Origin of the sequence: Streptomyces sp. NPDC048270, assembly GCF_040652335.1 — a bacterium.
Taxonomy (GTDB): domain Bacteria; phylum Actinomycetota; class Actinomycetes; order Streptomycetales; family Streptomycetaceae; genus Streptomyces.
In genome coordinates this window covers 54,879-78,005 of sequence record NZ_JBEZLV010000035.1, presented here as the reverse complement: position 1 = coordinate 78,005, position 23,127 = coordinate 54,879, and the positions used below count along the sequence as shown (strand labels likewise).

The following is a 23,127-nucleotide window of genomic DNA, read 5'->3' as shown; positions in this document are numbered from 1 at the left end:
GGCCCCGGCGGGCGGGGCCCCCGCCACGGCGGCGTCGGCGGCGGGGATCTCGGCGCCCGCGGCGACCGCGCCCCTGGGCACGACCGAGGTCTGTCCCGCGGTCTGGGCCTTCGGGGCGGGGGCGACGGCCGGCGACGCGGCGGGCTTCGGGGCGGCCGTCTCGTCCTCGGCCGGGGCCGCGGTGTGCCGCGGCAGCAGGTGGAAGCCGTTCGAGGCGCCCTCGCCCTGGACGTGGACATTGAGTGCGTAGCGGCCGTCGGCGGTCTTGGAGAGGGTGTACTCGACGCCGTCGACCACCGCGCGGGCGGCGGAGGTGTCGAGCGTCGCCAGGACGCGTCCCGCCCAGCCGTCGGCCGGCTTCCAGTCGGCGGCGACGGCGCGGATCCAGACCTCGGGGCCCTCGGACCTGTTGCGCAGCACCGCGATCCGGCCCTCGCCCACGAGGACGACCTCGCCGCCGTAGCGCTCGTCGCCCGGGGTGCTCGCGGCCCCGGGCACGGTCACCGCCGACGCGGCGGCGCTCTGCGCGGCGGGTGCGGCGGGTGCGGCGAGGGCGGTCGCGGCGGGAGCCAGGAGCATGCCGGCGAGGGCGGCGGTGACGATCGAGGTGCGGAGGGCGGAACGCATGACGACTCCTGAAGCGGGCGTGAGGAGGGTGGAGGAGAGTCGCACTCCGCGTCGAGTCTGTTCGGTCTGGTTCACCGGGTCAGGTGTGGCGGGCTGCTGAAGAGAAATCTATGGATCTTGTACGACTGGACGATCCGGCTCCTGTCATGGCCGCGTAACAGCGGCCGGAGGTGTCGATTCCGCACCGGAACCCGCCGATTCCGGGGGAGGGGGTGACAGGTCGCTACGCGCGTAGATATGCTCATGTGGTGACCATGCCCACCACCCTCACCGCATTCGCTGACGTGACGACGTCCGACAGTGCGCTGCGCCGCTTCCTGCACGGGCTGCCCGGCGTCGACGCAGTCGGACTGGAGGCCCGCGCGGCCTCCCTCGGCACCCGCTCGATCAAGACGACGGCCAAGGCGTACGCCATCGATCTGGCCATCTCGATGATCGACCTGACGACGCTCGAGGGTGCGGACACCCCGGGCAAGGTCAGGGCGCTCTCCGCCAAGGCCGTCAACCCCGACCCGACCGACCGCAGCACGCCCATGACCGCCGCGGTCTGCGTGTACCCCGACATGGTGGCCACCGCGAAGGCCGCCCTGAACGGCGCCGACGTCAAGGTGGCCTCCGTCGCGACCGCCTTCCCGGCCGGCCGCGCCGCGCTGCCCGTCAAGCTCGCCGACACCCGTGACGCCGTCGCCGCCGGCGCCGACGAGATCGACATGGTCATCGACCGTGGCGCCTTCCTCGCCGGCCGCTACCTCGACACGTACGAGCTGATCAAGGCCGTCAAGGAGGCCTGCGTCCGCCCCGACGGCACCGCGGCCCGCCTCAAGGTCATCTTCGAGACCGGCGAGCTGTCGACGTACGACAACATCCGCCGCGCCTCCTGGATCGGCATGCTCGCGGGCGCCGACTTCATCAAGACGTCGACGGGCAAGGTGGGCGTCAACGCGACCCCGGCCAACACGCTCCTCATGCTCGAAGCCGTCCGCGACTTCAAGGCGCAGACTGGAATCCAGATCGGCGTGAAGCCGGCCGGCGGCATCCGGACCACCAAGGACGCGATCAAGTTCCTGGTCCTGGTCAACGAGACCGCGGGCGAGGACTGGCTGAGCAACCACTGGTTCCGCTTCGGCGCATCCAGCCTGCTCAACGACCTGCTGATGCAGCGCCAGAAGCTGAGCACCGGCCGTTACTCCGGTCCCGACTACGTGACGGTGGACTGATCACCATGGCATCCCTTTTCGAGTACGCACCGGCTCCCGAGTCCCGCTCGGTCGTCGACATCGCCCCCTCCTACGGGCTCTTCATCGACGGCGAGTTCACCGACGCCGCCGACGGCAAGGTCTTCAAGACCGTCTCGCCGTCCTCCGAAGAGGTCCTCGCCGAGGTCGCCCGGGCGGGCGCCGCCGATGTGGACCGCGCCGTCAGGGCCGCCCGCAAGGCCTTCGAGAAGTGGTCCGCGCTGCCCGGCTCCGAGCGCGCCAAGTACCTCTTCCGCATCGCCCGGATCATCCAGGAGCGCAGCCGCGAGCTCGCCGTCCTGGAGACCCTGGACAACGGCAAGCCGATCAAGGAGACCCGCGACGCGGACCTCCCGCTGGTCGCCGCGCACTTCTTCTACTACGCGGGCTGGGCCGACAAGCTCGACCACGCGGGCTACGGCGCGAACCCGCGCCCGCTGGGCGTGGCCGGCCAGGTCATCCCGTGGAACTTCCCCCTCCTGATGCTCGCGTGGAAGATCGCCCCGGCGCTCGCCACCGGCAACACGGTCGTCCTCAAGCCCGCCGAGACCACCCCGCTCTCCGCGCTGTTCTTCGCGGACATCTGCCGCCAGGCCGGCCTGCCCAAGGGCGTCGTCAACATCCTCACCGGGTACGGCGACGCGGGCGCGGCCCTCGTCGAGCACCCGGACGTGAACAAGGTCGCCTTCACCGGCTCGACGGCCGTGGGCAAGAAGATCGCCCGCCACGTCGCCGGCACCGACAAGAAGGTCACCCTGGAGCTGGGCGGCAAGGGCGCCAACATCGTCTTCGACGACGCCCCGATCGACCAGGCCGTCGAGGGCATCGTCAACGGCATCTTCTTCAACCAGGGTCAGGTCTGCTGCGCCGGATCCCGCCTCCTGGTCCAGGAGTCGATCCACGACGAGCTGCTGGACTCCCTCAAGCGCCGCCTCTCCACGCTGCGCCTGGGCGACCCGCTCGACAAGAACACCGACATCGGCGCGATCAACTCCGCCGAGCAGCTCGCCCGGATCACCGCGCTCGCGGAGACCGGCGAGGCCGAGGGCGCCGAGCGCTGGTCCCCGGACTGCGAGCTGCCGTCCGCCGGCTACTGGTTCGCCCCGACGCTCTTCACGAACGTCACCCAGGCGCACACCGTCGCCCGCGACGAGATCTTCGGCCCGGTGCTGTCCGTGCTGACCTTCCGCACGCCCGACGAGGCCGTCGCCAAGGCCAACAACAGCCAGTACGGCCTGTCCGCGGGCATCTGGACGGAGAAGGGCTCGCGCATCCTCGCCGTCGCGGGCAAGCTCCGCGCGGGTGTCGTCTGGGCCAACACGTTCAACAAGTTCGACCCGACCTCGCCCTTCGGCGGCTACAAGGAGTCGGGCTTCGGCCGCGAGGGCGGCCGCCACGGCCTGGAGGGCTACCTCGATGTCTGAGAAGTCTGAGCAGCGGCTCAGTGTCCAGAAGACCTACAAGCTGTACATCGGGGGCAAGTTCCCCCGCTCCGAGAGCGGCCGGGTGTACGAGGTGACCACGAAGGCATCAGCCGCCGGGGCGGCGGGCAAGGGCAACTGGCTGGCCAACGCCCCGCTGTCCTCCCGCAAGGACGCGCGTGACGCGGTCGTCGCGGCCCGCAAGGCCTTCGGCGGCTGGTCGGGCGCCACCGCCTACAACCGCGGGCAGGTCCTCTACCGCATCGCCGAGATGCTCGAGGGCCGCCGCGACCAGTTCGTCCGCGAGGTCGGCGAGGCGGAGGGCCTGTCCAAGTCCAAGGCCGGCGCCGTCGTGGACGCCGCCATCGACCGCTGGGTCTGGTACGCGGGCTGGACCGACAAGATCGGCCAGATCGTCGGCGGGGCCAACCCCGTCGCGGGCCCGTTCTTCAACCTCTCCACCCCCGAGCCGACCGGCGTCGTCGCGGTCGTCGCCCCGCGGGCCTCGTCCTTCCTGGGCCTGGTCTCGGTGATCGCCCCGGTGATCGCCACCGGCAACACCGCCGTCGTGATCGCCTCGGAGAAGTCCCCGCTGCCCGCGCTGTCCCTGGGCGAGGTGCTGGCCACCTCCGACCTGCCCGGCGGCGTGGTCAACATCCTGTCCGGCAAGGCCGCCGAGATGGGCCCGCACCTGGCCGCCCACCAGGACGTCAACGCGATCGACCTGGCGGGCGCCGACACCGCGCTGGCCAAGGAGCTGGAGATCGCCGCGGCGGACAACCTCAAGCGCGTCCTGCGTCCACAGCCTGTGGACGACTGGAGCGCGGACCCGGGCACGCAGCGCATGACGGCGTTCCTGGAGACCAAGACGGTCTGGCACCCCACGGGTTCGCTGGGCTCGGGCGGGTCCTCGTACTAGAAGACCCCCGTGAACCGGCCCCGGCAGCGTCCCCCGCGCTGCCGGGGCCTTCGCGTGCGGGGCCTTCCCGTGCGCGGCCTTGCCGTGCACGGGTTCCCGTGCGGGGCTCTGCCCGTCCCCGGGTCCCTGCCGCTACTTGTCCAGGACCGGTCCGAGCAGCGAGGAGACGGCCGCGGCGGGCAGCTCGCCGACGGAGGGCCCCTGCGTGAGCACGCCGGTGACCCTGCCGGTGCCGACGGCCGGGAAGTCCGCGACCTTGGTGGCGACGCCGTTGTCCAGCGGGTCCACGCCGGTGTGGGCGAGCGGGTTCACCTTGAGGTTCGCGAGGGGGTCGGTGACGCCGGCCAGCGCCGCCGGGACGTCGAGCTCACCGGCCTGGGCGCCGCCCGCGGCCATCGCGAGCGCGGCGCCCGCCATCGAGAGGGTGAGGCCTGCGGTGCGCAACGGGGAGCTGTGCGGAGCTGCGTGACGTGCCATGGGTTCCCGCCTGTGGTCGTAGTCGCGTGCGCACGCAGCGTAGTTGACGTGTGATCCTCGATACCAACCGGCCGCCGGAGGGGTCCCCTACAGGGATTAATGGTTCAGACTGGTGTCCCGTGAGCTGTTCTTCTCCCCTGCCGACGCGCGTCGTGCTGCTGACCGGGCCCTCGGGCTCCGGCAAGTCCTCGCTGGCGGCCCGTTCGGGTCTTCCCGTGCTGCGCCTGGACGACTTCTACAAGGAGGCGGACGACCCGACCCTTCCGCTGGTCGACGGCAGCTCGGACATCGACTGGGACTCCCCGCTGTCCTGGGACGCGGACACCGCCGTCGCGGCGATCGGGGAACTGTGCGCGGGGGGCCGTACGGAGGTCCCCGTCTACGACATCGCGACGTCCTCCCGGGTCGGCACGGAAGCGCTGGACATCTCCCGCACGCCGCTGTTCATCGCGGAGGGCATCTTCGCGGCCGACATCGTCGCCCGCTGCCAGGAGCTGGGGCTGCTCGCCGACGCGATCTGCCTGCGGGGGCGGCCGTCGACGACGTTCCGGCGGCGGCTGGTGCGGGATCTGCGCGAGGGGCGCAAGTCGGTGCTGTTCCTGCTGCGCAGGGGCTACCGGCTGATGCGGGCCGAGCGGGGCATCGTGGCGCGGCACACCGCGCTCGGAGCCCATGCCTGCGGCCGTGACGAGGCCCTCGGCCGCCTGGCCGCCGCCGCGGCGGGCCGCCACCGCCCGGCCACGGCCCCGGCCTGACGAGGTCCGGCCCCGCCGGCTGCTGCCGCACCTGCGGACGCGGAAAGGCGGGACCCTGCGGACCCCCGGCCGCCTGATCCCGCCTGTTCCCCCCGCGGCCCCCGCCCCACCCCCGTGGGACGGGCCCCCTGGCCCGTTGGCTTGTGTGGTGTCCGCGCGGCCCCGCGGGGCCTAGGCGACGAGCTCCTCGAAGGACTCCGCCTCGTCGGCGCCGAAGCTCAGCGCCTCGTCCTCGCGCAGCCGCCGCAGCGACCGCCAGATGCTCGACTTCACCGTGCCGACGCTGATTCCGAGGATCTCCGCGATCTCCGGGTCCGTGCGGCCCTCGTAGTAGCGCAGGACCAGCATGGTGCGCTGCGGCTCCGGGATCCGGGACAGCGCCTGCCACAGCACCGCGCGCAGCTCCGTACCGCGCATCGCGTCCGTGTCCGAGGCCGTCTCCGGCAGCTCCTCCGTCGGGTACTCGTTCAGCTTCCGCCGGCGCCACGCACTGATGTGCAGGTTCGTCATCGTGCGGCGCAGGTACCCGCCCACGGCCGCCTTGTCGGTGATCCGGTCCCAGGCGCGGTACGTGGAGAACAGCGCGCTCTGCAGCAGGTCCTCCGCCTCGTGGCGGTCGCCGGTGAGGTGGAAGGCCGTCGCGTACAGGGCGGCCCGGCGCTCCTGGACGTACGCCGTGAACTCCGCCTCGGACGTCGAGGACGGGGTGCGCTGTGCGGGAACCGCCTGGTACTGCTTCGCGTCAATGGCTACGACGTGTGCCGGCCGGGGCCGGGCTACCGCGACGTTACGGACACCCGCCCGGCGGTTCACATCGTGCAGCCGCGTGACAACCGCGCTGGTCGTGGTGCTGTGCAGCGTGTTCATCTCGCGCCCCCCGTCGTGGAGTCTGCTTCGGTCCGTTGCTGTGCTTCGGTTGTTGGTAGAAGCCTGCCCGGCCGACTTAACCGGGGTGTCCGCCGACTGTCACAGGCCTGTCACAGCGGCCTCCGTCCGACCCGGCCGGGATCCGGTGCCCCCGCCGGTCGTACTCCCGACTGCCGATGGGACAGAATGAGCCCGTGCCTTTCCTGTTGCTGATCGAGGACGACGACGCCATCCGCACGGCCCTCGAACTCTCCCTGTCTCGCCAGGGCCACCGTGTGGCCACCGCGGCGACGGGCGAGGACGGCCTGAAACTGCTGCGCGAGCAGCGGCCGGATCTGATCGTGCTGGACGTGATGCTGCCCGGGATCGACGGCTTCGAGGTGTGCCGGCGGATCCGCCGCACCGACCAGCTGCCGATCATCCTGCTCACCGCGCGCAGCGACGACATCGACGTGGTCGTCGGCCTGGAGTCCGGTGCCGACGACTACGTGGTCAAGCCCGTGCAGGGGCGGGTGCTCGACGCCCGCATCCGCGCCGTGCTGCGCCGCGGCGAGCGCGAGTCCAGCGACTCGGCGAGCTTCGGCTCCCTGGTCATCGACCGCGCCGCCATGACGGTGACGAAGAACGGCGAGGACCTCCAGCTCACCCCGACCGAGCTGCGGCTGCTGCTGGAGCTGAGCCGCCGTCCCGGACAGGCGCTCTCCCGCCAGCAGTTGCTCCGCCTCGTCTGGGAGCACGACTACCTCGGCGACTCGCGGCTCGTGGACGCCTGCGTGCAGCGGCTGCGCGCCAAGGTCGAGGACGTGCCGTCCTCGCCCACCCTGATCCGGACCGTCCGCGGCGTCGGCTACCGCCTGGACTCCCCGCAGTGATCCCGGCGCTGCTCGCGGGCCGGCGCTGGACCAGCCTGCGGCTGCGGCTCCTCATCGTGTTCGCCCTGGTCGCGCTGACGGCCGCGGTCTCCGCTTCGGGGATCGCGTACTGGCTCAACCGGGAGGCGGTCCTCACCCGTACCCAGGACGCGGCCCTCGGCGACTTCCGCCAGGAGATGCAGAACCGGGCCGCGGCCCTGCCCGCCGACCCGACCGCGCAGGAGGTCCAGCGCACCGCGGAGCTGATGGCGGGCAGCAGCCCGGGCTACAGCGTGCTGCTGGTCCAGGAGGGCAAGGACGGCCAGGTGTCGGGGACGGCGGGTCCCGACGCCTTCGGGCTGGGCGACGTACCGAAGTCCCTGCGGGACGCGGTCAACGACCGGCAGAAGACGACGGCGGCCAACGACTCCGAGTACCACATGTACTGGCAGCGGACGAAGCCCGGCGGCAATCCGTACCTGGTCGGCGGGACGCGGATCGTCGGCGGCGGGCTCACCGGCTACATGTACAAGTCCCTCGCGCAGGAGCGGGACGACCTGAACGCGCTGGCCTGGTCGCTGACGATCGCGACGGGTCTGGCGCTGCTGGGTTCCGCGCTGCTCGCGCAGGCCGCCGCCCGTACGGTGCTCAAGCCCGTGCAGCGGTTGGGCGACGCGGCGCGGCGGCTCGGCGAGGGCGAGCTGGACACCCGGCTCGACGTGTCGGGGACCGACGAACTGGCCGACCTCTCCCACACGTTCAACAAGACGGCGGAGGCGCTGGAGAAGAAGGTCGCCGACATGAGCGCGCGGGAGGAGTCGAGCCGGCGCTTCGTCGCGGACATGTCGCACGAACTGCGCACGCCGCTGACGGCGTTGACGGCGGTCGCCGAGGTGCTGGAGGAGGAGGTCGACGACCTCGATCCGATGATCGCACCGGCGGTGGCGCTAGTCGTCAGCGAGACGCGGCGCCTCAACGACCTGGTGGAGAACCTGATGGAGGTCACCCGCTTCGACGCGGGAACGGCCCGGCTGGTGCTGGACGACGTGGACGTCGCCGACCAGGTCACGGCGTGCATCGACGCGCGCGCCTGGCTGGACGCCGTCGAACTCGACGCCGAGCGCGGCATCGTGGCGCGGCTCGACCCGCGCCGCCTCGACGTCATCCTCGCCAACCTGATCGGCAACGCCCTCAAGCACGGCGGCTCGCCGGTGCGGGTCAGGGTGGTCGTGGAGGGGGAGTGGCTGGTGATCGCGGTGCAGGACAACGGGCCGGGCATCCCGCAGGACGTCCTGCCGCACGTCTTCGACCGGTTCTACAAGGCGAGCGCCTCGCGGCCGAAGTCGGACGGGAGCGGGCTGGGCCTGTCGATCGCCGTGGAGAACGCGCACATCCACGGCGGTGACATCACCGCGGCCAACGGGCCCGGTGGCGGCGCGCTGTTCACGCTGCGGCTGCCGGTGGACGTGGGGAAGGTGATCGCGGGTGACCAGGACGCGTAAGGCGCTGCCGGCGGCATCGGCGCTGCTGGCCGTGCTGGCCCTGCCGGCCCTCGCGGGCTGCGGGATCAGGGCGACGACCGTGCCGGTGGACGTGGGCGCCGCGCCCTCCCGGGTGTCGTGCGACACCCCGGCGCAGCCGGGCGGGCAGGGCGGTGTGCAGGGCTTCCGGGCCACGGTGGAACTGGTCTGCGGCTCGCAGCTGGTGGGCGTGGAGCGCGTGGTGCCGGTGCCGGAGAAGCGGACGCAGCGGGACCCCGTGGCTCTGGTCGTGCAGGCGCTGCTGGAGGCGCTGGAGAAGGCGCCGTCGGGGGAGGAGCGGGACGCCGGGTTCTCCACCGGGGTGCCGGCTGGGCTCACCGCGGGAGCGCCGAGGCCGGGCGATCCGGCGGGCACGGTGCGGTTGAGCCGCAAGCCGGAGGATCTGCCGCCGGTGGCCCTGTCGCAGATCGTGTGCACGCTGGCGGGCAACGAGGCGGTGTCGGCGGGGCCGGGGCCGGTGGTGATGGGCGGGCCGGACGCGGATCCGCCGCGGGCGTGGGAGTGCACGGACGCGGTCCGCTCCCGCCCGGAGTCGGTACCGACCCTGGGCGAGATCGTCCGCCCTTCCGCCTCCGCGGGCGCCCCACCCCGCTGACCCTGGGCTCCGCCCCCCTCCCACCACGCCGCTGCTGGGGCGCTGCCCCAGGCCCCGCGCCTCAAACGCCGGCGGGGCTGGGGTTGCCCTGCGGCGGCCCGGCTGTGTCGGGTGGGTGGGGGGTGGTCGCGGTCGTGTGGAGCCGCTGCTGGGGCGCTGCCCCGGGCCCTGCGCCTCAATCGCCGGCGGGGCTGGGTTGCCCTGTGGCGGCCCGGCTGTGTCGGGTGGGTGGGGGCGGTTGCGGTCGTGCGGATCTGCGGTGCCGCTGCCCCGGGCCCCGCGCCTCAATCGCCGGCGGGGCTGGGTTGCCCTGTGGAAGCCTGGGTGTGTCGGGTGGCCGGGTAGACGGCTGCAGCGGCCTGCGCTGTCTGCGGCGCCGGTGCTGGGGCTCCGCCATGGATCGCCCGTAGGGCGGTTTCAGCCCCGCCGGCGATTGAGGCGCGGGCGCGGAGCGCCGTGTGGGGGCCAGGGCTGAGACCCGGTTTCGGGAAGGGGCGGGGTGGGGGGAGGGCTCCGCGCAGCGGGCCGGACGGCGGGCCGGACGGCGACGGCCCCCCGGGCCGGAGCTCGGGGGGCCGATCGGGAGGATCCGGGCGCTACGGGCCGGCAGGCCGCCGGACGGAGCCCGGCGCGGCGGCGCGCAGCCGAAGAGCGCCCGGGCCGGGCCGCCGTGCGAGCGGCGCGGGGAACATCAGATGCCCGCCGCCACCGCCAGGTCCTTCTTGATCGCGTCCAGGACTTCCTGCCCGCGCGCGCGGGCCGACGCCAGGCCGGCGGCCTCGGCCACCGGCACCACGACCTCCAGGTAGCACTTCAGCTTCGGCTCCGTGCCCGACGGCCGCACGATCACCCGGGCCTTGTACGCCCCGTCGAGGTAGTACCGCAGGCCGTCCGTCGGCGGCAGCGATTGCGTGCCCCGCGTCAGGTCCTCCGCCGAGACGACCCGCAGGCCGGCCAGCGAGGTCGGCGGCTCCGCGCGGAGCGCGGCCATGGCCGAGGCGATGACCGACAGGTCCGAGACGCGGACCGACAGCTGGTCGGTGGCGTGCAGGCCGTGGGCCACCGCCAGGTCGTCCAGCAGGTCGGTCAGGCTGCGGCCCTGCTCCTTGAGCTCGGAGGCCAGCTCGGCCACGAGCAGCGCTGCGGTGACGCCGTCCTTGTCGCGGACGCCCTCGGGGTCCACGCAGTAGCCGAGCGCCTCCTCGTAGCCGTACCGCAGGCCCTCCACGCGGGCGATCCACTTGAAGCCCGTCAGGGTCTCCTCGTAGCCCACGCCCGCCGCCTGCGCGATCCGGCCCAGGAGGCTGGAGGAGACGATGGACTCGGCGAAGACGCCCCGCGCGCCCTTGCCGACGAGGTGGGCCGCGAGCAGCGCGCCGACCTCGTCGCCGCGCAGCATCCGCCAGCCGCCGCCGTCCGGGACGGCCACCGCGCAGCGGTCGGCGTCCGGGTCGTTGGCGATCACGATGTCCGGGCGGACCTCGGCGGCCTTCGCGAAGGCCAGGTCCATCGCGCCCGGCTCCTCCGGGTTGGGGAAGGCCACGGTCGGGAAGGCCGGGTCCGGCTCCGCCTGCTCGGCGACGAGCACCGGCTCCGGGAAGCCGTGCCGGGCGAAGGCGGCCATGACGACGTCCTTGCCGACGCCGTGCATGGCCGTGTAGACGCTGCGCACGCCGCGGGCGGACCCGGGGGTCAGGACCGAGTCCGTACGCGCCAGGTAGGCCTCCAGGACCTCCTCGTCCAGCTGCAGCCAGCCGTCCGCGGGGCGGGGTACGGAGGCGAGCGTCTCGACGCGGGCGATCTGCGCCGCGATCTCGGCGTCCGCCGGGGAGACGATCTGCGAGCCGTCGCCGAGGTAGACCTTGTAGCCGTTGTCCCGGGGAGGGTTGTGGCTCGCGGTCACCTCGACGCCGGCGACGGCGCCCAGGTGCCTTATGGCGTACGCGAGGACGGGCGTCGGCAGCGGTCGGGGCAGGACGGCCGCGCGCAGCCCGGCGCCGGTCATCACGGCCGCGGTGTCGCGGGCGAAGTCCGCCGACTTGTACCGCGCGTCGTAGCCGACGACGACCAGGCCGCCGTCGTGGCCCTGGGCCTTCAGGTAGGCCGCGAGGCCCGCCGCGGCCCGGATGACCACCGAGCGGTTCATCCGCATCGGGCCCGCGCCGATCTCGCCGCGCAGACCGGCGGTGCCGAACTGCAGGGTGCCGGAGAACCGGTCCGCGAGCTCCGCCGTGTCGCCGGCCTCGATGAGCCCGGCGAGCTCGGCCGCCGTCTCCGGGTCCGGGTCCTCCGCCAGCCAGGCCTGCGCCCGGGTGATCAGGTCGTCCTGTTCCTGCACTACTTCCGCCTTGTCTCTCGTACGGTGCCGGTGCCTGTGCCCTCTCAGATGCGGGCGAGGACCTGGGTCAGCAGCTTGCCCATGCGCGCGGCCGAGTCACGGCCGGCCTGGAGCACCTCTTCGTGGTTGAGCGGCTCGCCGGAGATGCCCGCCGCCAGGTTGGTGACCAGGGAGATGCCCAGCACCTCGGCGCCGGCCTCGCGGGCGGCGATGGCCTCGAGCACGGTGGACATGCCGACCAGGTCGGCGCCCATGACGCGGATCATGTTGATCTCGGCCGGGGTCTCGTAGTGCGGGCCGGGGAACTGCACGTAGACGCCCTCTTCGAGGGTCTCGTCGATCTCCTTGCACATCGCGCGCAGTCGCGGCGAGTACAGGTCGGTCAGGTCCACGAAGTTCGCGCCGACGATCGGCGAGGTGGCCGTCAGGTTCAGGTGGTCGCTGATCAGGACCGGCTGGCCGGGCTTCATGCCCTCGCGCAGACCGCCGCAGCCGTTGGTGAGGACGACGGTCTTGCAGCCGGCGGCGACGGCGGTGCGCACACCGTGGGCGACGGCGGCGACGCCGCGGCCCTCGTAGTAGTGGGTCCGGCCGAGGAAGAGCAGCGCGCGCTTGTCGCCGATCTTGTACGAGCGGATCTTGCCGCCGTGGCCCTCGACGGCGGGGGGCGGGAAGCCGGGCAGCTCGGTGACCGGGAACTCGGCCTCGGGGGCGCCGAGCGCCTCTGCGGCGGGAGCCCAGCCGGAGCCCATCACGAGGGCGACATCGTGGGATTCCGCGCCGGTCAGCTCGCGGAGGCGGGCGGCTGCGGCGTCGGCGGCGGCGAAGGGGTCGGTAACAGATGCGTTCACGCGGAAGAGCGTAGCCGCTCATTGCCTACGCGCGTAGATGGCACAGCTCACGGTGTTCGGATCGTTGCCTTGTCGTTTCCACCGAATCGTCCCCGGGCGGGTCGTGGCGGGCCGTGGAGGGCCGTGGCGGGCCCGGAACCGCCCGGCGAGGGCCCCCGGCCGCTCAGCAGGGACGCTTGCGGAGTTCCATCACGTAGTCGTGCGGGGCGCCCGCGGACTCGGCGGCGTCGGCGATCTCGCCCAGGTAGCGCGCCGAGGGCAGGCCGCCCTCGTAGCCGTTCAGGACGTACACCCAGGCCGCCTCCTCGCCGTCCAGCGTGTGCACGCGCACCCGCATCCGGCGGTAGATGTCGAGCCCGACGCCCTCCCAGCGGTCCATCGAGTCCTCGTCGAGCGGGGCGATGTCGTAGAGGGCGACGAAGACCTGGTGGCGCGGGGCTTCGACGACCGTCGCGAGCGCGCCCTCCCAGCCCATCTGCTCGCCGCCGAAGGTCAGCCGCCAGTCGTTGATCCAGCCCGTGCCGCGCAGCGGCGAATGGGGTGCGCGGCGCGTCATCAGCCGCGGGTCGAGGTTGCCGGCGTACGCGGCGTAGAGCGACATGGGGTCGAGGGTACGGGAGGGGTGACCGTGACCGCGCTCCCGGCCGGGCGCGCGGTCCAGGTCGCGGCTGGGCGCGGGGTCCCCGTCCCGGCCGGGCGCGGGGTCCCCGTCCCGGATGGCGGGACCGTGCGCGAAGCACCTTGAAGCGTGCGGGACAATGGGGCACGGAATGCATCCCCCGGGGAGACCCCCCGGAACACCGGCCGGGGCGGCAGCCGGCCGGGTAGACGTGAGGCGGACTTTTCGTGACCCGGATCGTGATCATCGGCGGCGGACCCGGCGGGTATGAGGCGGCCCTGGTGGGGGCCCAGCTCGGCGCGGAGGTGACCGTCGTGGACTGCGACGGCCTCGGCGGGGCCTCGGTCCTGACCGACTGCGTACCCTCCAAGACCCTCATCGCGACCGCCGAGGTCATGACGACCTTCGACTCGTCGTACGAGGAGCTCGGCATCGTCGTCGCGGACGACACCCCGCACATCGAGCAGGCCGCCCGCGTCGTCGGCGTGGACCTCGGCAAGGTGAACCGGCGCGTCAAGCGCCTCGCCCTCGCCCAGTCGCACGACATCACCGCCTCCGTCACCCGGGCCGGCGCCCGCGTCGTACGGGGCCGCGCCAAGCTCGGCGGCCCGCAGGGCATCGACGGCACCCGGGACGTCATCGTCACGGCCGCCGACGGCACCGAGACGATCCTGACCGCCGAGGCCGTGCTGATCGCGACCGGCGGCCACCCCCGCGAGATCCCCGACGCCCAGCCCGACGGCGAGCGCATCCTGAACTGGACCCAGGTCTACGACCTGGACGAGCTCCCCGAGGAGCTCATCGTGGTCGGCTCCGGCGTCACCGGCGCCGAGTTCGCCGGCGCGTACCAGGCCCTCGGCTCCCGGGTCACGCTGGTCTCCTCCCGCGACCGCGTGCTGCCGGGCGAGGACCCCGACGCGGCCGCCGTCCTCGAGGACGTGTTCCGGCGCCGCGGCATGAACGTCATCGGCCGCTCCCGCGCCGAGTCCGCCAAGCGCGTCGGCGACCGGGTCGAGGTCACGCTCTCGGACGGCCGGGTGCTGACCGGCACGCACTGCCTGATGGCGGTCGGCGCGATCCCGAACACCAAGGACATGAACCTGGAGGAGTCCGGGGTCCGGCTCAAGGACTCCGGGCACATCTGGACGGACAAGGTCTCGCGCACCTCCGCGCCCGGCGTGTACGCCGCGGGCGACGTCACCGGCATCTTCGCGCTGGCCTCCGTGGCGGCCATGCAGGGCCGCATCGCGATGTACCACTTCCTGGGCGACGCGGTGGCCCCGCTGAACCTGAAGACGGTCTCCTCGAACGTGTTCACCGACCCGGAGATCGCGACCGTCGGCTACACCCAGGCCGACGTGGACGCCGGCAAGATCGACGCCCGCGTGGTGAAGCTGCCGCTGCTGCGCAACCCGCGCGCCAAGATGCAGGGCATCCGGGACGGCTTCGTGAAGATGTTCTGCCGCCCGGGCACGGGCATCGTGGTCGGCGGCGTGGTCGTCGCCCCGCGCGCGAGCGAGCTCATCCACCCCATCTCGATCGCCGTCGACAACAACCTGACGGTCGAGCAGATCGCAAACGCGTTCACCGTGTACCCCTCCCTGTCGGGTTCGATCGCCGAGGTGGCCCGCCAGCTGCACACGCGGAAGCTGGACGCGGAGGCCTGATCCACCCCCAACCGCCTTGTCCCGCAAGGCGGTTGGGGCGGTGCCCCGCCGTGCCGCGCACTGTTCACCCACGCCTCGGCCCGCGTATACCACTAGTCGCCCCGCCATATGGACAACTTCGGTATTCCGGCGCAAGGAGCTGAAACCAGACGGTCGTTGGGGTTACTGTCAGTTTCGTGTTCGCTGCAGAACGTCGCCAATTGATCCTCGAAATGGTGCGTGCCAACGGAGCGGTTTCGCTCCGTGAGCTCGCCCGCGTCGTCCAGACCTCCGAAGTGACCGTACGGCGGGACGTGCGGGCACTGGAGGCAGAAGGACTCCTCGACCGCCGGCATGGCGGTGCGGTGCTGCCGGGCGGTTTCACCCGTGAATCCGGCTTTCCGCAAAAGTCCCATCTCGCGACGGCGGAGAAGACCGCCATCGCCGATGTCGCGGCCTCCCTCGTCGAAGAGGGCGAGGCCGTCGTCGTCGGCGCGGGCACCACGACCCAGGAGCTGGCCCGCCGGCTCGCCCGGGTGCCCGGCCTCACCGTGGTGACCAACTCCCTCCTGGTCGCCCAGGCGCTGGCCCATGCCAACCGGGTGGAGGTCGTCATGACCGGCGGCACCCTCCGCGGGTCCAACTACGCCCTCGTGGGCAGCGGTGCGGAACAGTCCCTGCAGGGCCTGCGGGTCTCCCGCGCCTTCCTCTCGGGCAGCGGCCTCACGGCCGAGCGCGGCCTGTCCACGTCCAACATGCTCAGCGCGAGCGTGGACCGGGCGCTGGTCCAGGCGGCGGCGGAGGTGGTCGTCCTGGCGGACCACACGAAGCTCGGCACGGACACCATGTTCCAGACGGTGCCGACGGACGTGATGACCCGCCTGGTCACGGACGAGCCCCCACCCCACGACGACCGCGCGGCCACGGAGCTCCAGGCCCTGGCGGACCAGGGCGTCCAGATCACGGTGGCGGGCGCCGCGGCCGCCGCCTCCGGCGGCCTGGACGGCATGGGCGGCCGCCGCCCCCGCCGCGACTCCCCCCTCCCGGTCCAACGCCGAGGCGGCCCCACGGCCCAACTCCGCAGCGCGTCCCCCCTGTCGGACCCGGGCGAACGAGAACGGGCGAGGGTGGCGGACATGCGGCGGCGGTAGGGGTCCCGTGTATGGAAGAAAGTCCCGCCGACTGCTCGTCGGCGGGACTTTCCGGTGCTGCGGTTGAAGGGTTGCGAGGAGTCCGGATTACTTGCGGTGAATGTGCATCCGGCTCACCACAGCCGAATCAGCTCTTGCCCCTCGGCGTCGAGAATGATGTAGTCCGACTCCCCTGGGTAGGGGAGCCAAACGGACATCCCATTTGACCAACTGTGGATCTCGATAGTGGAAACCGAAGCGCAGTCGAGTCGCAATGAAATGTAGTCGTCGGCTTCAAGTTCGAAGGCCATTCCGCCGGGCTCGAAGGTGATCCGTGTGGGCCCTTCGGCTGCCGCTAGTTTAATATCTACGGTTGTGCTTTCGATTTTATCTCAGCTCCAGGCGTCGATGATTTCTTGCAGGAGTATTACACGATTCTTCGCCGTATTCACTGGGGATCGGCTGTTCACTTTTCCGCGATTTGCGGCGCCGCCCTTATTTGCGTTTGCGGCGCCAGTATAGAAGTCCTGGAGCTTCTCTGCGTCAGCCTTGCTGGCCAACTCGCGGAGCTTCTCCGGTGAGCGTTTCCCAATCAAATCGGCAGGGTCGCTGTTACCCCAGATTTCCTTACCGAGCTGCGGAGCGGTTCCGCCGTCGAGTTTTGGCATGGGTACATACCCGCCCCTCTCGGGGAGGGGATTCGCCAGGTCTTCGGCAGTGCCATTCGACCCCACACTGAAACGTGCTTTACCTTCGCCGGACTCCGATGCGCCGCCGTCCGTCGACCCGCCGCCGTCGTTTCTTGAATTCTCCTTCTTCGGCGCATCGGCTTTGCGCGCCTCAGAGGACTTCGATACCTTGCCGCCGCTGTCGGTGTTCTTTGCCTTCCCTGCGGATGCCTTGCCCTGCCGGGCAGCCGTGGCCTTGGCCTCGTCGGCCTTCTTGGCTGCTGCGGCTGCTGCCTCCTGGGCGGCTCTTCGTTTTGCCGCAGCTTCTTCCAAGAGCTTTCTCGCGCGTTCGGCGGCTTCCTCTACCTGGCGCTTCCACTCCGCCAGATCTTCGGCGTACTTGGCCATCGCCTGGTTGTAGCTCTCAACCCGCCTGAGAATATCGCGTGCCAGAGCGAGCTTATGCGACCAGCTGTTGAAGGCCTCCCAGGCCCGGTCCAGTGCCTTGATGATGCGCTTTGCGCGGCCGGCAAAGGGCAATGCGGCATCCAGAGCGAGGCCGGCGCAGGCTCCCCACGAGCCGCCGAGGCAGTCGCGGATGTCGTTGTAGCCAGAGGCGTCCTTCAGGATGCCCATCGCGATCTCGAGCGCGATGTCCAGGGCGCTCTTGCCCTGAATCATGTTGGCCCACGCGGCCTCCGCGTCCGTGAAGTCCTTGATCGGCATCGTGGGAGGCGCGATCGACAGACCAGTGGGGTCGCTGAATGTCACCGGCGAGTTGTTCGCGTAGACGTAGGGGTTCTGCTGCTTGGGCTCGTTGTAGTCGACGACGGGATCGACCGACAGGAATCGCCCAGTAGCCGGATCGTATTCGCGTGCACCCAGATGGACCGTGCCCGTGATTTCGTCGACCTCTCCGCCGACGAACCCCTTCTTGCCCGGCCACACCGAGGGGGCTGTGCCGCGGACCTCGCCGAACGGGTTGAACTTCCGGCGGGTGACCGCGCCCGTCTTCGCGTCGACCGCGGTCGTCGCCGTGCCGTTCTGGTCGCCCATCAGGTACGACGTCGTGGTGACGCCGTCCTTGGCCGTCTTGACCATCGTCGGGCCGGATGGGTGGGCGTAGTAACGCGTGCCCTCGAGCTTGCCCGCCGCCGTCAACTTGACCTCGGTGCCCGGCAGATAGAGCGTGGTGCCCGTCTTGTCCCGCTTGATCAGACGGCGCCCGTCAGCGCCATAGACGAAGGCGCTGGATTCGGTCCCCTTCGTGACCTTTTCCAGCTGACCCGCGCCATTCCAGTCCAGGGTCTGAGTAGCGCCCTGGACGGTCCGGGTCTTCGTGTTGCCCGCGGCGTCATAGGTGTACGTCTCGGTGCGGGTGCCACCGGGACCGGTGGTGTCCACCTTCTTCAGAGCGTTGGCAGCCGGCTGCCCCGGAGTGCCGTAGGTGTAGCTTCGGGTGACATCCTTGGTGAGGTCACCGGTCGGGGAATGCTGGATGTCCTTCGTGCGATTGCCCGCCGCGTCGAAGCTGTACGAGCTCCAGTACGGGTTCGGGCCGCCGACCTTGGGCTTGGAACCGGGGCCGGACGCGTTCGGCTGCGTCGCGCAGTCGTCCGTCGCGGTCCAGGCCTCGTTCATCCGGCGCAGGTAGTCGTACGCGAAGCACTGTACGTCGGCAGTGGGGGAGGCGCCCTCCTTGTCGCTGATCTTGAGGATGTTGCCGACGTCGTCGTACTTGAACGTCGTGTCGTTGATCGCCCCCGGCGACCTCTCCTGGCTGTTGACCGTCCGGGTGAGTCGGCGCGTCTGTTCGTCGTAGTAGCTCGTCGTGTAGACCTGCGACAAGGCCGGTCCCGTGTAGGTGCGGAGCACGTCGCCCATCGGCGAGTAGTCGACCTTGTCGACGAACGTCTTGCCCTCGATGCTCATCATCGTGGGCAGTTCGAAGTGGTTGTACTGCATCTCGGTGAGCTCGATGGGCAACCCGGCCACGGCCGGCTGCTCCGTCCACTCCGTCAGACCCGTGTTGGGCCGGTAACCGGTCGTGTACTCGTACGTACCGGCCAGAGCGCCTTCCGAGGACGGAATCGTGATCTTGGAACCGGTCGGTCGGTACTCGGTGTCGTAGCCCGTGACTTCCTGGGTGTAAGCCTTACCGTCCACGTACCGAGTTGATGCCACCGGAAGACCGAGGGCACCCGGCAGGGTGTCGTACGTGGCCGAGGTCAGCTTCGGGCCAGTCGCGGAGCCTTCGTGCATGGCGATGGTGCGGCCGAGGGAGTCGTACTCGGGAGCTACCACCTTGCCGCGGGCATCGGTCATGGTGGCCAGACGGTCACCCTGCCCGTACGTCATCGTCGACGTCCCCTTGTCAGGGTCCGTCTGCTTGGTCTGGCGACCGCGGATGTCGTACTCGAAGCCCCACTTGTCGCCCGCTTGGTTGACGACCGACTCCAGCGCTCCGCGCTGGTTGTACGCGTACGTCGTCTTGTCGTACGCGCCCGTCGGGGAGTCCGACCTGAAGAAGCGGAGCTCCGTCTTGCGGCCCGCGCCGTCCAGGAAGGCACGGGTCGGGGTTTCGCCCTTCGGGGGGTCGACCGTGATGTTGTCGCCGCCGTACGACGTCGTCGTGCGCGACGTCTCCTCGCCGAACTTGCGCGAGATCTGGGCGATCGAGCGGCCGGACCCGTCGTACTGGGTCATCGTCGAGGACGGGACCTCGTTGTCCTTCGGGGCGAACTGGACCCCGGAGGCCGTGCCGGCCGTGTAGTAGGCGCCGTTGCTCTTCCAGACCTGGCCGAGGCTGTTGTAGAAGGTGTCCGAGATGACCCGGCCACCGCCCAGGGCCTCCATCTGGGTCTGGCGGATGCGCAGGCTGCTGTCGTAGATGTCGTAGCTGGTGCGGTAGGTGCCGTCGTCCAGCAGGGCCTTATTCGTGATGACGACCGGACCGTCGGTGCGGACGTCGTACGAGAACATGCCGTTCGGCGACTTGTTCGCCGGGTTGCGGGACGGGGACCACACCTTCGACAGACGGCCGAGGGAGTCGTACTCCATCACCTGGCGGCGACCGTTGGCGTCCTGCTTCGCCAGGATCGAGCCTCGACCCTGGTCGGTCTCCGTGGTCTGGGAGTGTCCCAAGTGGTTGGTGGTGACGACCTTGGTGACGATCTGGCCTGACGCCGGGGTGTAGTCCAGCTGTGTGGTCTTGCCGAAGACATCCGTGGTGGTCTTCGGGCGGCCATACGCGTCGAAGGTCGCGCTACCGTCGACCTGGTAGACCGGATTGCCGCCGGAGTATCCGGTCAGCGTCTCGGTGGACTGGAGGTTGCCCGCGGAGTCGTATGTCATCCGGGCGTCCGACGTCACGTCCGCCGGCCTCTGCACGCCGGTGGCGTCACAGGCCTTCGCGACCGTCTCCACCCGCTTCTGGCGGGCGATGATCCAGCGGGTCTCGTCCTGGTCGTACCAGTAGCGCGAGCAGCTGTCGTCGGACGGGTCGGCGACGTCACCGCGGTTCGACACCCATTCGGCGAGGCCGCGGGCGTCGTACTTGGTGGTCATCGCCGTACGGCGCCAGCCGCGGCCGTCCGACAGCAGGATGCGGGAGTTGACGCCCGTCGTCTGCTGGACGTACGCCTGCTGGGGCTCGATGTCCTCGGCGGTCGTCTCGCCCTTGCGCAGGCGGGTCGCCGTCGGGCCGTGCAGCCACGGGGTGTACGTCGTGGCCGCCTCGAGCGCGCCGCCCTCGCCGTTGTACGCCAGGACCTCGCGGGTCTGGCCGGCGTAGAGGCGGTGGTCCGCCATCTCGATGCCCTCGGAGTCCTTGACCTTGACCGAACGGGCGCCGCCCGCGGGCGTCGCCCGGTCTCCGTCGAGGCCGCGGAAGAACAGCGTCTCCGTCTGGGAGCGCTTGTCCGGGGCCTGGCCGATGAAGGTCCGGACCCGCTCGTAGCCGCGCCACTGGGACCAGGTGCGCGTCTTGGGACGCATCATCTCGGTCTCGTCGTCGAACGCCCACGCCGGGTCGCCGAGGAACTCGTACTCGGTGCGCCGCGACGGCGAGTTGCCGTTGCGGTCGTCCTCCTGGACCCAGTCCACGACGTGCTTGTGGAACCAGTCGGTGGAGTAGATCTTCCGCTCGTGCGCGGGATCGGTGGGATCCGCCAGCTCGGAGACCACCGGGTAGCAGCGCAGGGTGTTGGCCTCCGGGGAGGCCGGCATCACGCGCGGGTCCGCCGCCCGGCACTGGTTGTCCTTGTAGTGCGCCAGGATCGTCGAGCCGGTCTCGGTGTCGATCGCCTCGATCCGGTAGCGGCGGTAGGGCGGCTTGCCGTCGCCCTGGCCGTCCACGCGGTTGTCGAGCTGCTTGCCGCGGAACTTGACCGCGGGCAGGTCGAGCGGTGCGCCGTTCTTGCCGTAGTGCTTGATCTCGGCGAGCCACAGCGGGTAGTCCGTGCCGTCACCGGTCGCCGGGAAGGACTGCTTCAGCGTCCAGGTGTCGACCGCCTTGGGTGCGGTGCCGTTCCAGACGGAGGTGCTGACCTCGGTGAGCCGCTTGCGGGAGAAGAAGGTCGGGGTGAACCGTCCCTTGCACTCCTCACCGCTGGCGCACAGCTGGTCGCCCGGGGTGTCGGGCCACTCCTTGGCGATCTCCCAGGCGACCTCCGGCTTCAGCTTCGCTTCCGCGCAGTCGAAGGTGTCCGTCTTGATGCAGCGCTCTTCGACCTTGAAGTTCACCTGCGCCGGCGCACTGGCGAACAGGTTGTCGCTGCGCAGGCCGTAGGAGATGTGGTCCAGCCAGCCGGAGCGGTCGTACGCGCGGGCGGTCGAACCACCCGCGATCTTGTAGTTCGATCCGTAGTGGTTGACCTCCTTCTCGTACCAGTACGTCATCGCGTTGCCGCGCGGGTCCACGACGTAGTCGAGGTTCCAGCGGTACGTCTGGTCGCAGACCGCGTCGGCGAACGTCGCGGTGTAGCAGGGCTCGCCCGGGTGGTTGCCGTAGACGGGCACGTTCCAGGCGGACTTGGTGACGGGCTTGCCCGTGCTCCAGCCGGGGACCCGGTTCAGACCGAAGTAGAACTGGATGCCCTGGGGGTTGGTGAACCGCCAGTGGTCACCCTCCTTGTCACCGTTCTGCGCGCCCTGGAGCAGCTCGATCTTCGAGCCGTCGTCCTTGGCCGGGCGCCACTTCTTGGTGGCGTCGTCCAGGACGAGCGGCGTGGAGCCGCCGTTGAGGGACATGGTGACCATCGGAGCGCCGTGGCAGAGGTCGCCCGTGTCGTCCTTCGGGTTGTTGTACCCGGAGTCCTTGCGCTTGTCCTGGCTGCACGGGACGTAGCCCCGCTCGATGTAGTTCGAGGCCAGGTCCCAGCCGTCGCCGACCCACGAGGTCTGCTGGGCCGCGGCGCTGGTGCGGCCGTCGATCTGGGAGCTCGAGTAGCCCAGCGAGAGCGACGGGCTCGGGCCGCCGAGGGAGGCGGGGATCTCCAGCGGGTAGGACCAGGAGAAGTCGCCCGCCGAACCGCCGGCCTGCCAGGAACCCGACGGGTTCAGCGAGGTGGCCTTGTACGTGCCGTTCGCGCCGTCGGCGCCCGGGGAGGCGGCCAGGGTCATCCCGCCGGAGGCGGGGGCGGCGGCCACGGAGGCCAGGCCCGCGAGGGCCGGGGCCTTCAGGAACGACTTGCCCGCGGCCTTCGGTGCCGCGGCGGACTTGGCCGGGGCGTCGAAGGTGGCGACGAGCTTGCCGGTCTCCGCGTCGTTCCTCGTGGTGACCGGCGTGCTGCCCTGGCATTCGGGCTTCTGCGGGGTGGTCAGCGCACAGGTCGGGATCGCGGTGAAGCGGAGCCGGGAGCCCCAGCTGCCGCCGTAGGCGTTCTTGAAGGCGGCGTAGTCGAGCTCCACCGAGACGGGAGCGGCCGAGGCGCCCGTGTCGGTGCGTTCGACCGAGAGGAGCAGGCTGCTCGTCAGGCCGGCGCGCTCGGCGGTGGCCTGGTCGTGCAGGGCGACCTTCACCTTGACGTCGTCGGCGGGGGCATCGGCGGCCGGAGCCCCGGCAGCAGCCGACCGCTGGGCGGCGGCGGGCGACTTGGTGAGGTCCGCGGAGGCGACCGACACGGGGAGCTTGCCCGCCTTGACCGGCTGACCGGCCACGCCCGCCTCGCGCGCCGGCAGCGCGAACGCCCCGGCGGCGGCCGACTTCAGCGAAGTGGCCGGCGCCGCGGGGGTGTTGGGCAGCGTGATCTCGGCGGAGCCCGCCGCGGGCCACGCGATCTTCGGGGCGCCCTTCCAGGCCTTCGTCTGCGACTCGGCAGGACCGGGGGCGGGCTTGCCCTTGACGGACTCGCCGGTGACCTTGGTCAGCTTCTGGTTGCCGGGCAGCGCGGGCCCGGCGGCCGCCGCGTCGATCGCGGTCAGCCCCGTGGTCAGCATGGCGAGGCCGAGGACAGGTATCGGCCACCGCCAGACACGCCTCAAAGGCGCACGCATCACGTGCGCCTGGGATCGTCTCAAAATTCGAACACTCCAGTCTGGAAGCGCGGATTCACAGGCTTCTGCGCTATGGATAATCGCGCTGAACC

15 protein-coding genes and 1 pseudogene are annotated in these 23,127 nt (G+C 71.1%); 9 read left to right on the top strand and 7 right to left on the bottom strand.

Going from position 1 to position 23,127, the window contains the following annotated elements:
• Positions 1–627, bottom strand: a pseudogene (locus tag AB0D66_RS26540) (hypothetical protein); the annotation flags it as partial.
• A gap of 254 nt (positions 628–881) precedes the next feature.
• On the opposite strand from AB0D66_RS26540, the gene deoC reads away from it, so the two are divergent.
• Genes deoC through AB0D66_RS26525 form a run of 3 tightly spaced genes read left to right on the top strand, consistent with a single transcriptional unit; the run spans position 882 to position 4,202 of the window.
• Complete coding sequence (gene deoC, locus AB0D66_RS26535; RefSeq protein ID WP_107489001.1) at positions 882–1,844, top strand: deoxyribose-phosphate aldolase; 963 nt, start codon at positions 882–884, stop codon at positions 1,842–1,844.
• Positions 1,845–1,849: 5 nt separating this feature from the next.
• Positions 1,850–3,286, top strand: a complete 1,437-nt coding sequence (locus AB0D66_RS26530; RefSeq protein WP_362308406.1) for an aldehyde dehydrogenase family protein — start codon at positions 1,850–1,852, stop codon at positions 3,284–3,286.
• Positions 3,279–4,202, top strand: a complete 924-nt coding sequence (locus AB0D66_RS26525) for an aldehyde dehydrogenase family protein (protein ID WP_362308403.1) — start codon at positions 3,279–3,281, stop codon at positions 4,200–4,202. The genes AB0D66_RS26530 and AB0D66_RS26525 overlap by 8 nt, the downstream gene beginning before the upstream one ends.
• Positions 4,203–4,334: 132 nt before the next feature.
• Here the strand turns inward: AB0D66_RS26525 and AB0D66_RS26520 are convergent, their stop codons facing one another.
• The gene (locus AB0D66_RS26520) at positions 4,335–4,679 is read right to left on the bottom strand and encodes a hypothetical protein (RefSeq protein WP_362308400.1); all 345 of its coding nucleotides are present in this window, start codon (positions 4,677–4,679) and stop codon (positions 4,335–4,337) included.
• 53 nt (positions 4,680–4,732) lie between these two features.
• Between AB0D66_RS26520 and AB0D66_RS26515 the strand changes: the two genes are divergently transcribed.
• Positions 4,733–5,434, top strand: coding sequence for a uridine kinase (locus tag AB0D66_RS26515; protein WP_362308427.1), 702 nt, complete (start codon positions 4,733–4,735; stop codon positions 5,432–5,434).
• Positions 5,435–5,605: 171 nt separating this feature from the next.
• Here the strand turns inward: AB0D66_RS26515 and AB0D66_RS26510 are convergent, their stop codons facing one another.
• The gene (locus tag AB0D66_RS26510; protein WP_361753672.1) at positions 5,606–6,301 is read right to left on the bottom strand and encodes a SigE family RNA polymerase sigma factor; all 696 of its coding nucleotides are present in this window, start codon (positions 6,299–6,301) and stop codon (positions 5,606–5,608) included.
• A 194-nt stretch (positions 6,302–6,495) separates the two neighbouring features.
• Between AB0D66_RS26510 and afsQ1 the strand changes: the two genes are divergently transcribed.
• Genes afsQ1 through AB0D66_RS26495 form a run of 3 tightly spaced genes read left to right on the top strand, consistent with a single transcriptional unit; the run spans position 6,496 to position 9,288 of the window.
• Positions 6,496–7,173, top strand: a complete 678-nt coding sequence (gene afsQ1, locus AB0D66_RS26505) for a two-component system response regulator AfsQ1 (RefSeq protein WP_063754818.1) — start codon at positions 6,496–6,498, stop codon at positions 7,171–7,173.
• On the top strand, positions 7,170–8,654 hold the full coding sequence (locus AB0D66_RS26500; protein ID WP_362308397.1) for an ATP-binding protein: 1,485 nt from the start codon (positions 7,170–7,172) through the stop codon (positions 8,652–8,654). The genes afsQ1 and AB0D66_RS26500 overlap by 4 nt, the downstream gene beginning before the upstream one ends.
• The gene (locus AB0D66_RS26495; protein ID WP_362308394.1) at positions 8,638–9,288 is read left to right on the top strand and encodes a hypothetical protein; all 651 of its coding nucleotides are present in this window, start codon (positions 8,638–8,640) and stop codon (positions 9,286–9,288) included. Before AB0D66_RS26500 ends, AB0D66_RS26495 begins: the two co-directional genes overlap by 17 nt.
• Before the next feature lie 691 nt (positions 9,289–9,979).
• Here the strand turns inward: AB0D66_RS26495 and AB0D66_RS26490 are convergent.
• The 3 genes from AB0D66_RS26490 to AB0D66_RS26480 form a co-directional block, all read right to left on the bottom strand.
• On the bottom strand, positions 9,980–11,626 hold the full coding sequence (locus tag AB0D66_RS26490) for a phospho-sugar mutase (protein WP_362308391.1): 1,647 nt from the start codon (positions 11,624–11,626) through the stop codon (positions 9,980–9,982).
• Positions 11,627–11,670: 44 nt separating this feature from the next.
• The gene (locus tag AB0D66_RS26485) at positions 11,671–12,477 is read right to left on the bottom strand and encodes a purine-nucleoside phosphorylase (RefSeq protein ID WP_215148388.1); all 807 of its coding nucleotides are present in this window, start codon (positions 12,475–12,477) and stop codon (positions 11,671–11,673) included.
• Positions 12,478–12,640: 163 nt separating this feature from the next.
• A complete protein-coding gene (locus tag AB0D66_RS26480; RefSeq protein WP_362308388.1) occupies positions 12,641–13,078 on the bottom strand; it encodes a gamma-glutamylcyclotransferase in 438 nt (145 codons plus the stop codon).
• Between the two features lie 245 nt (positions 13,079–13,323).
• On the opposite strand from AB0D66_RS26480, the gene AB0D66_RS26475 reads away from it, so the two are divergent.
• Together AB0D66_RS26475 and AB0D66_RS26470 are read left to right on the top strand one after the other, a co-directional pair.
• Positions 13,324–14,763: an NAD(P)H-quinone dehydrogenase gene (locus tag AB0D66_RS26475; protein WP_362308385.1), complete on the top strand. Its 1,440-nt coding sequence runs from the start codon at positions 13,324–13,326 to the stop codon at positions 14,761–14,763.
• A gap of 176 nt (positions 14,764–14,939) precedes the next feature.
• Positions 14,940–15,893, top strand: coding sequence for a DeoR/GlpR family DNA-binding transcription regulator (locus tag AB0D66_RS26470; protein WP_362308382.1), 954 nt, complete (start codon positions 14,940–14,942; stop codon positions 15,891–15,893).
• Between the two features lie 371 nt (positions 15,894–16,264).
• On the opposite strand, the gene AB0D66_RS26465 is transcribed toward AB0D66_RS26470, so the two are convergent.
• A complete protein-coding gene (locus AB0D66_RS26465) occupies positions 16,265–22,978 on the bottom strand; it encodes an RHS repeat-associated core domain-containing protein (RefSeq protein ID WP_362308379.1) in 6,714 nt (2,237 codons plus the stop codon).
• Positions 22,979–23,127: the final 149 nt, after the last annotated feature.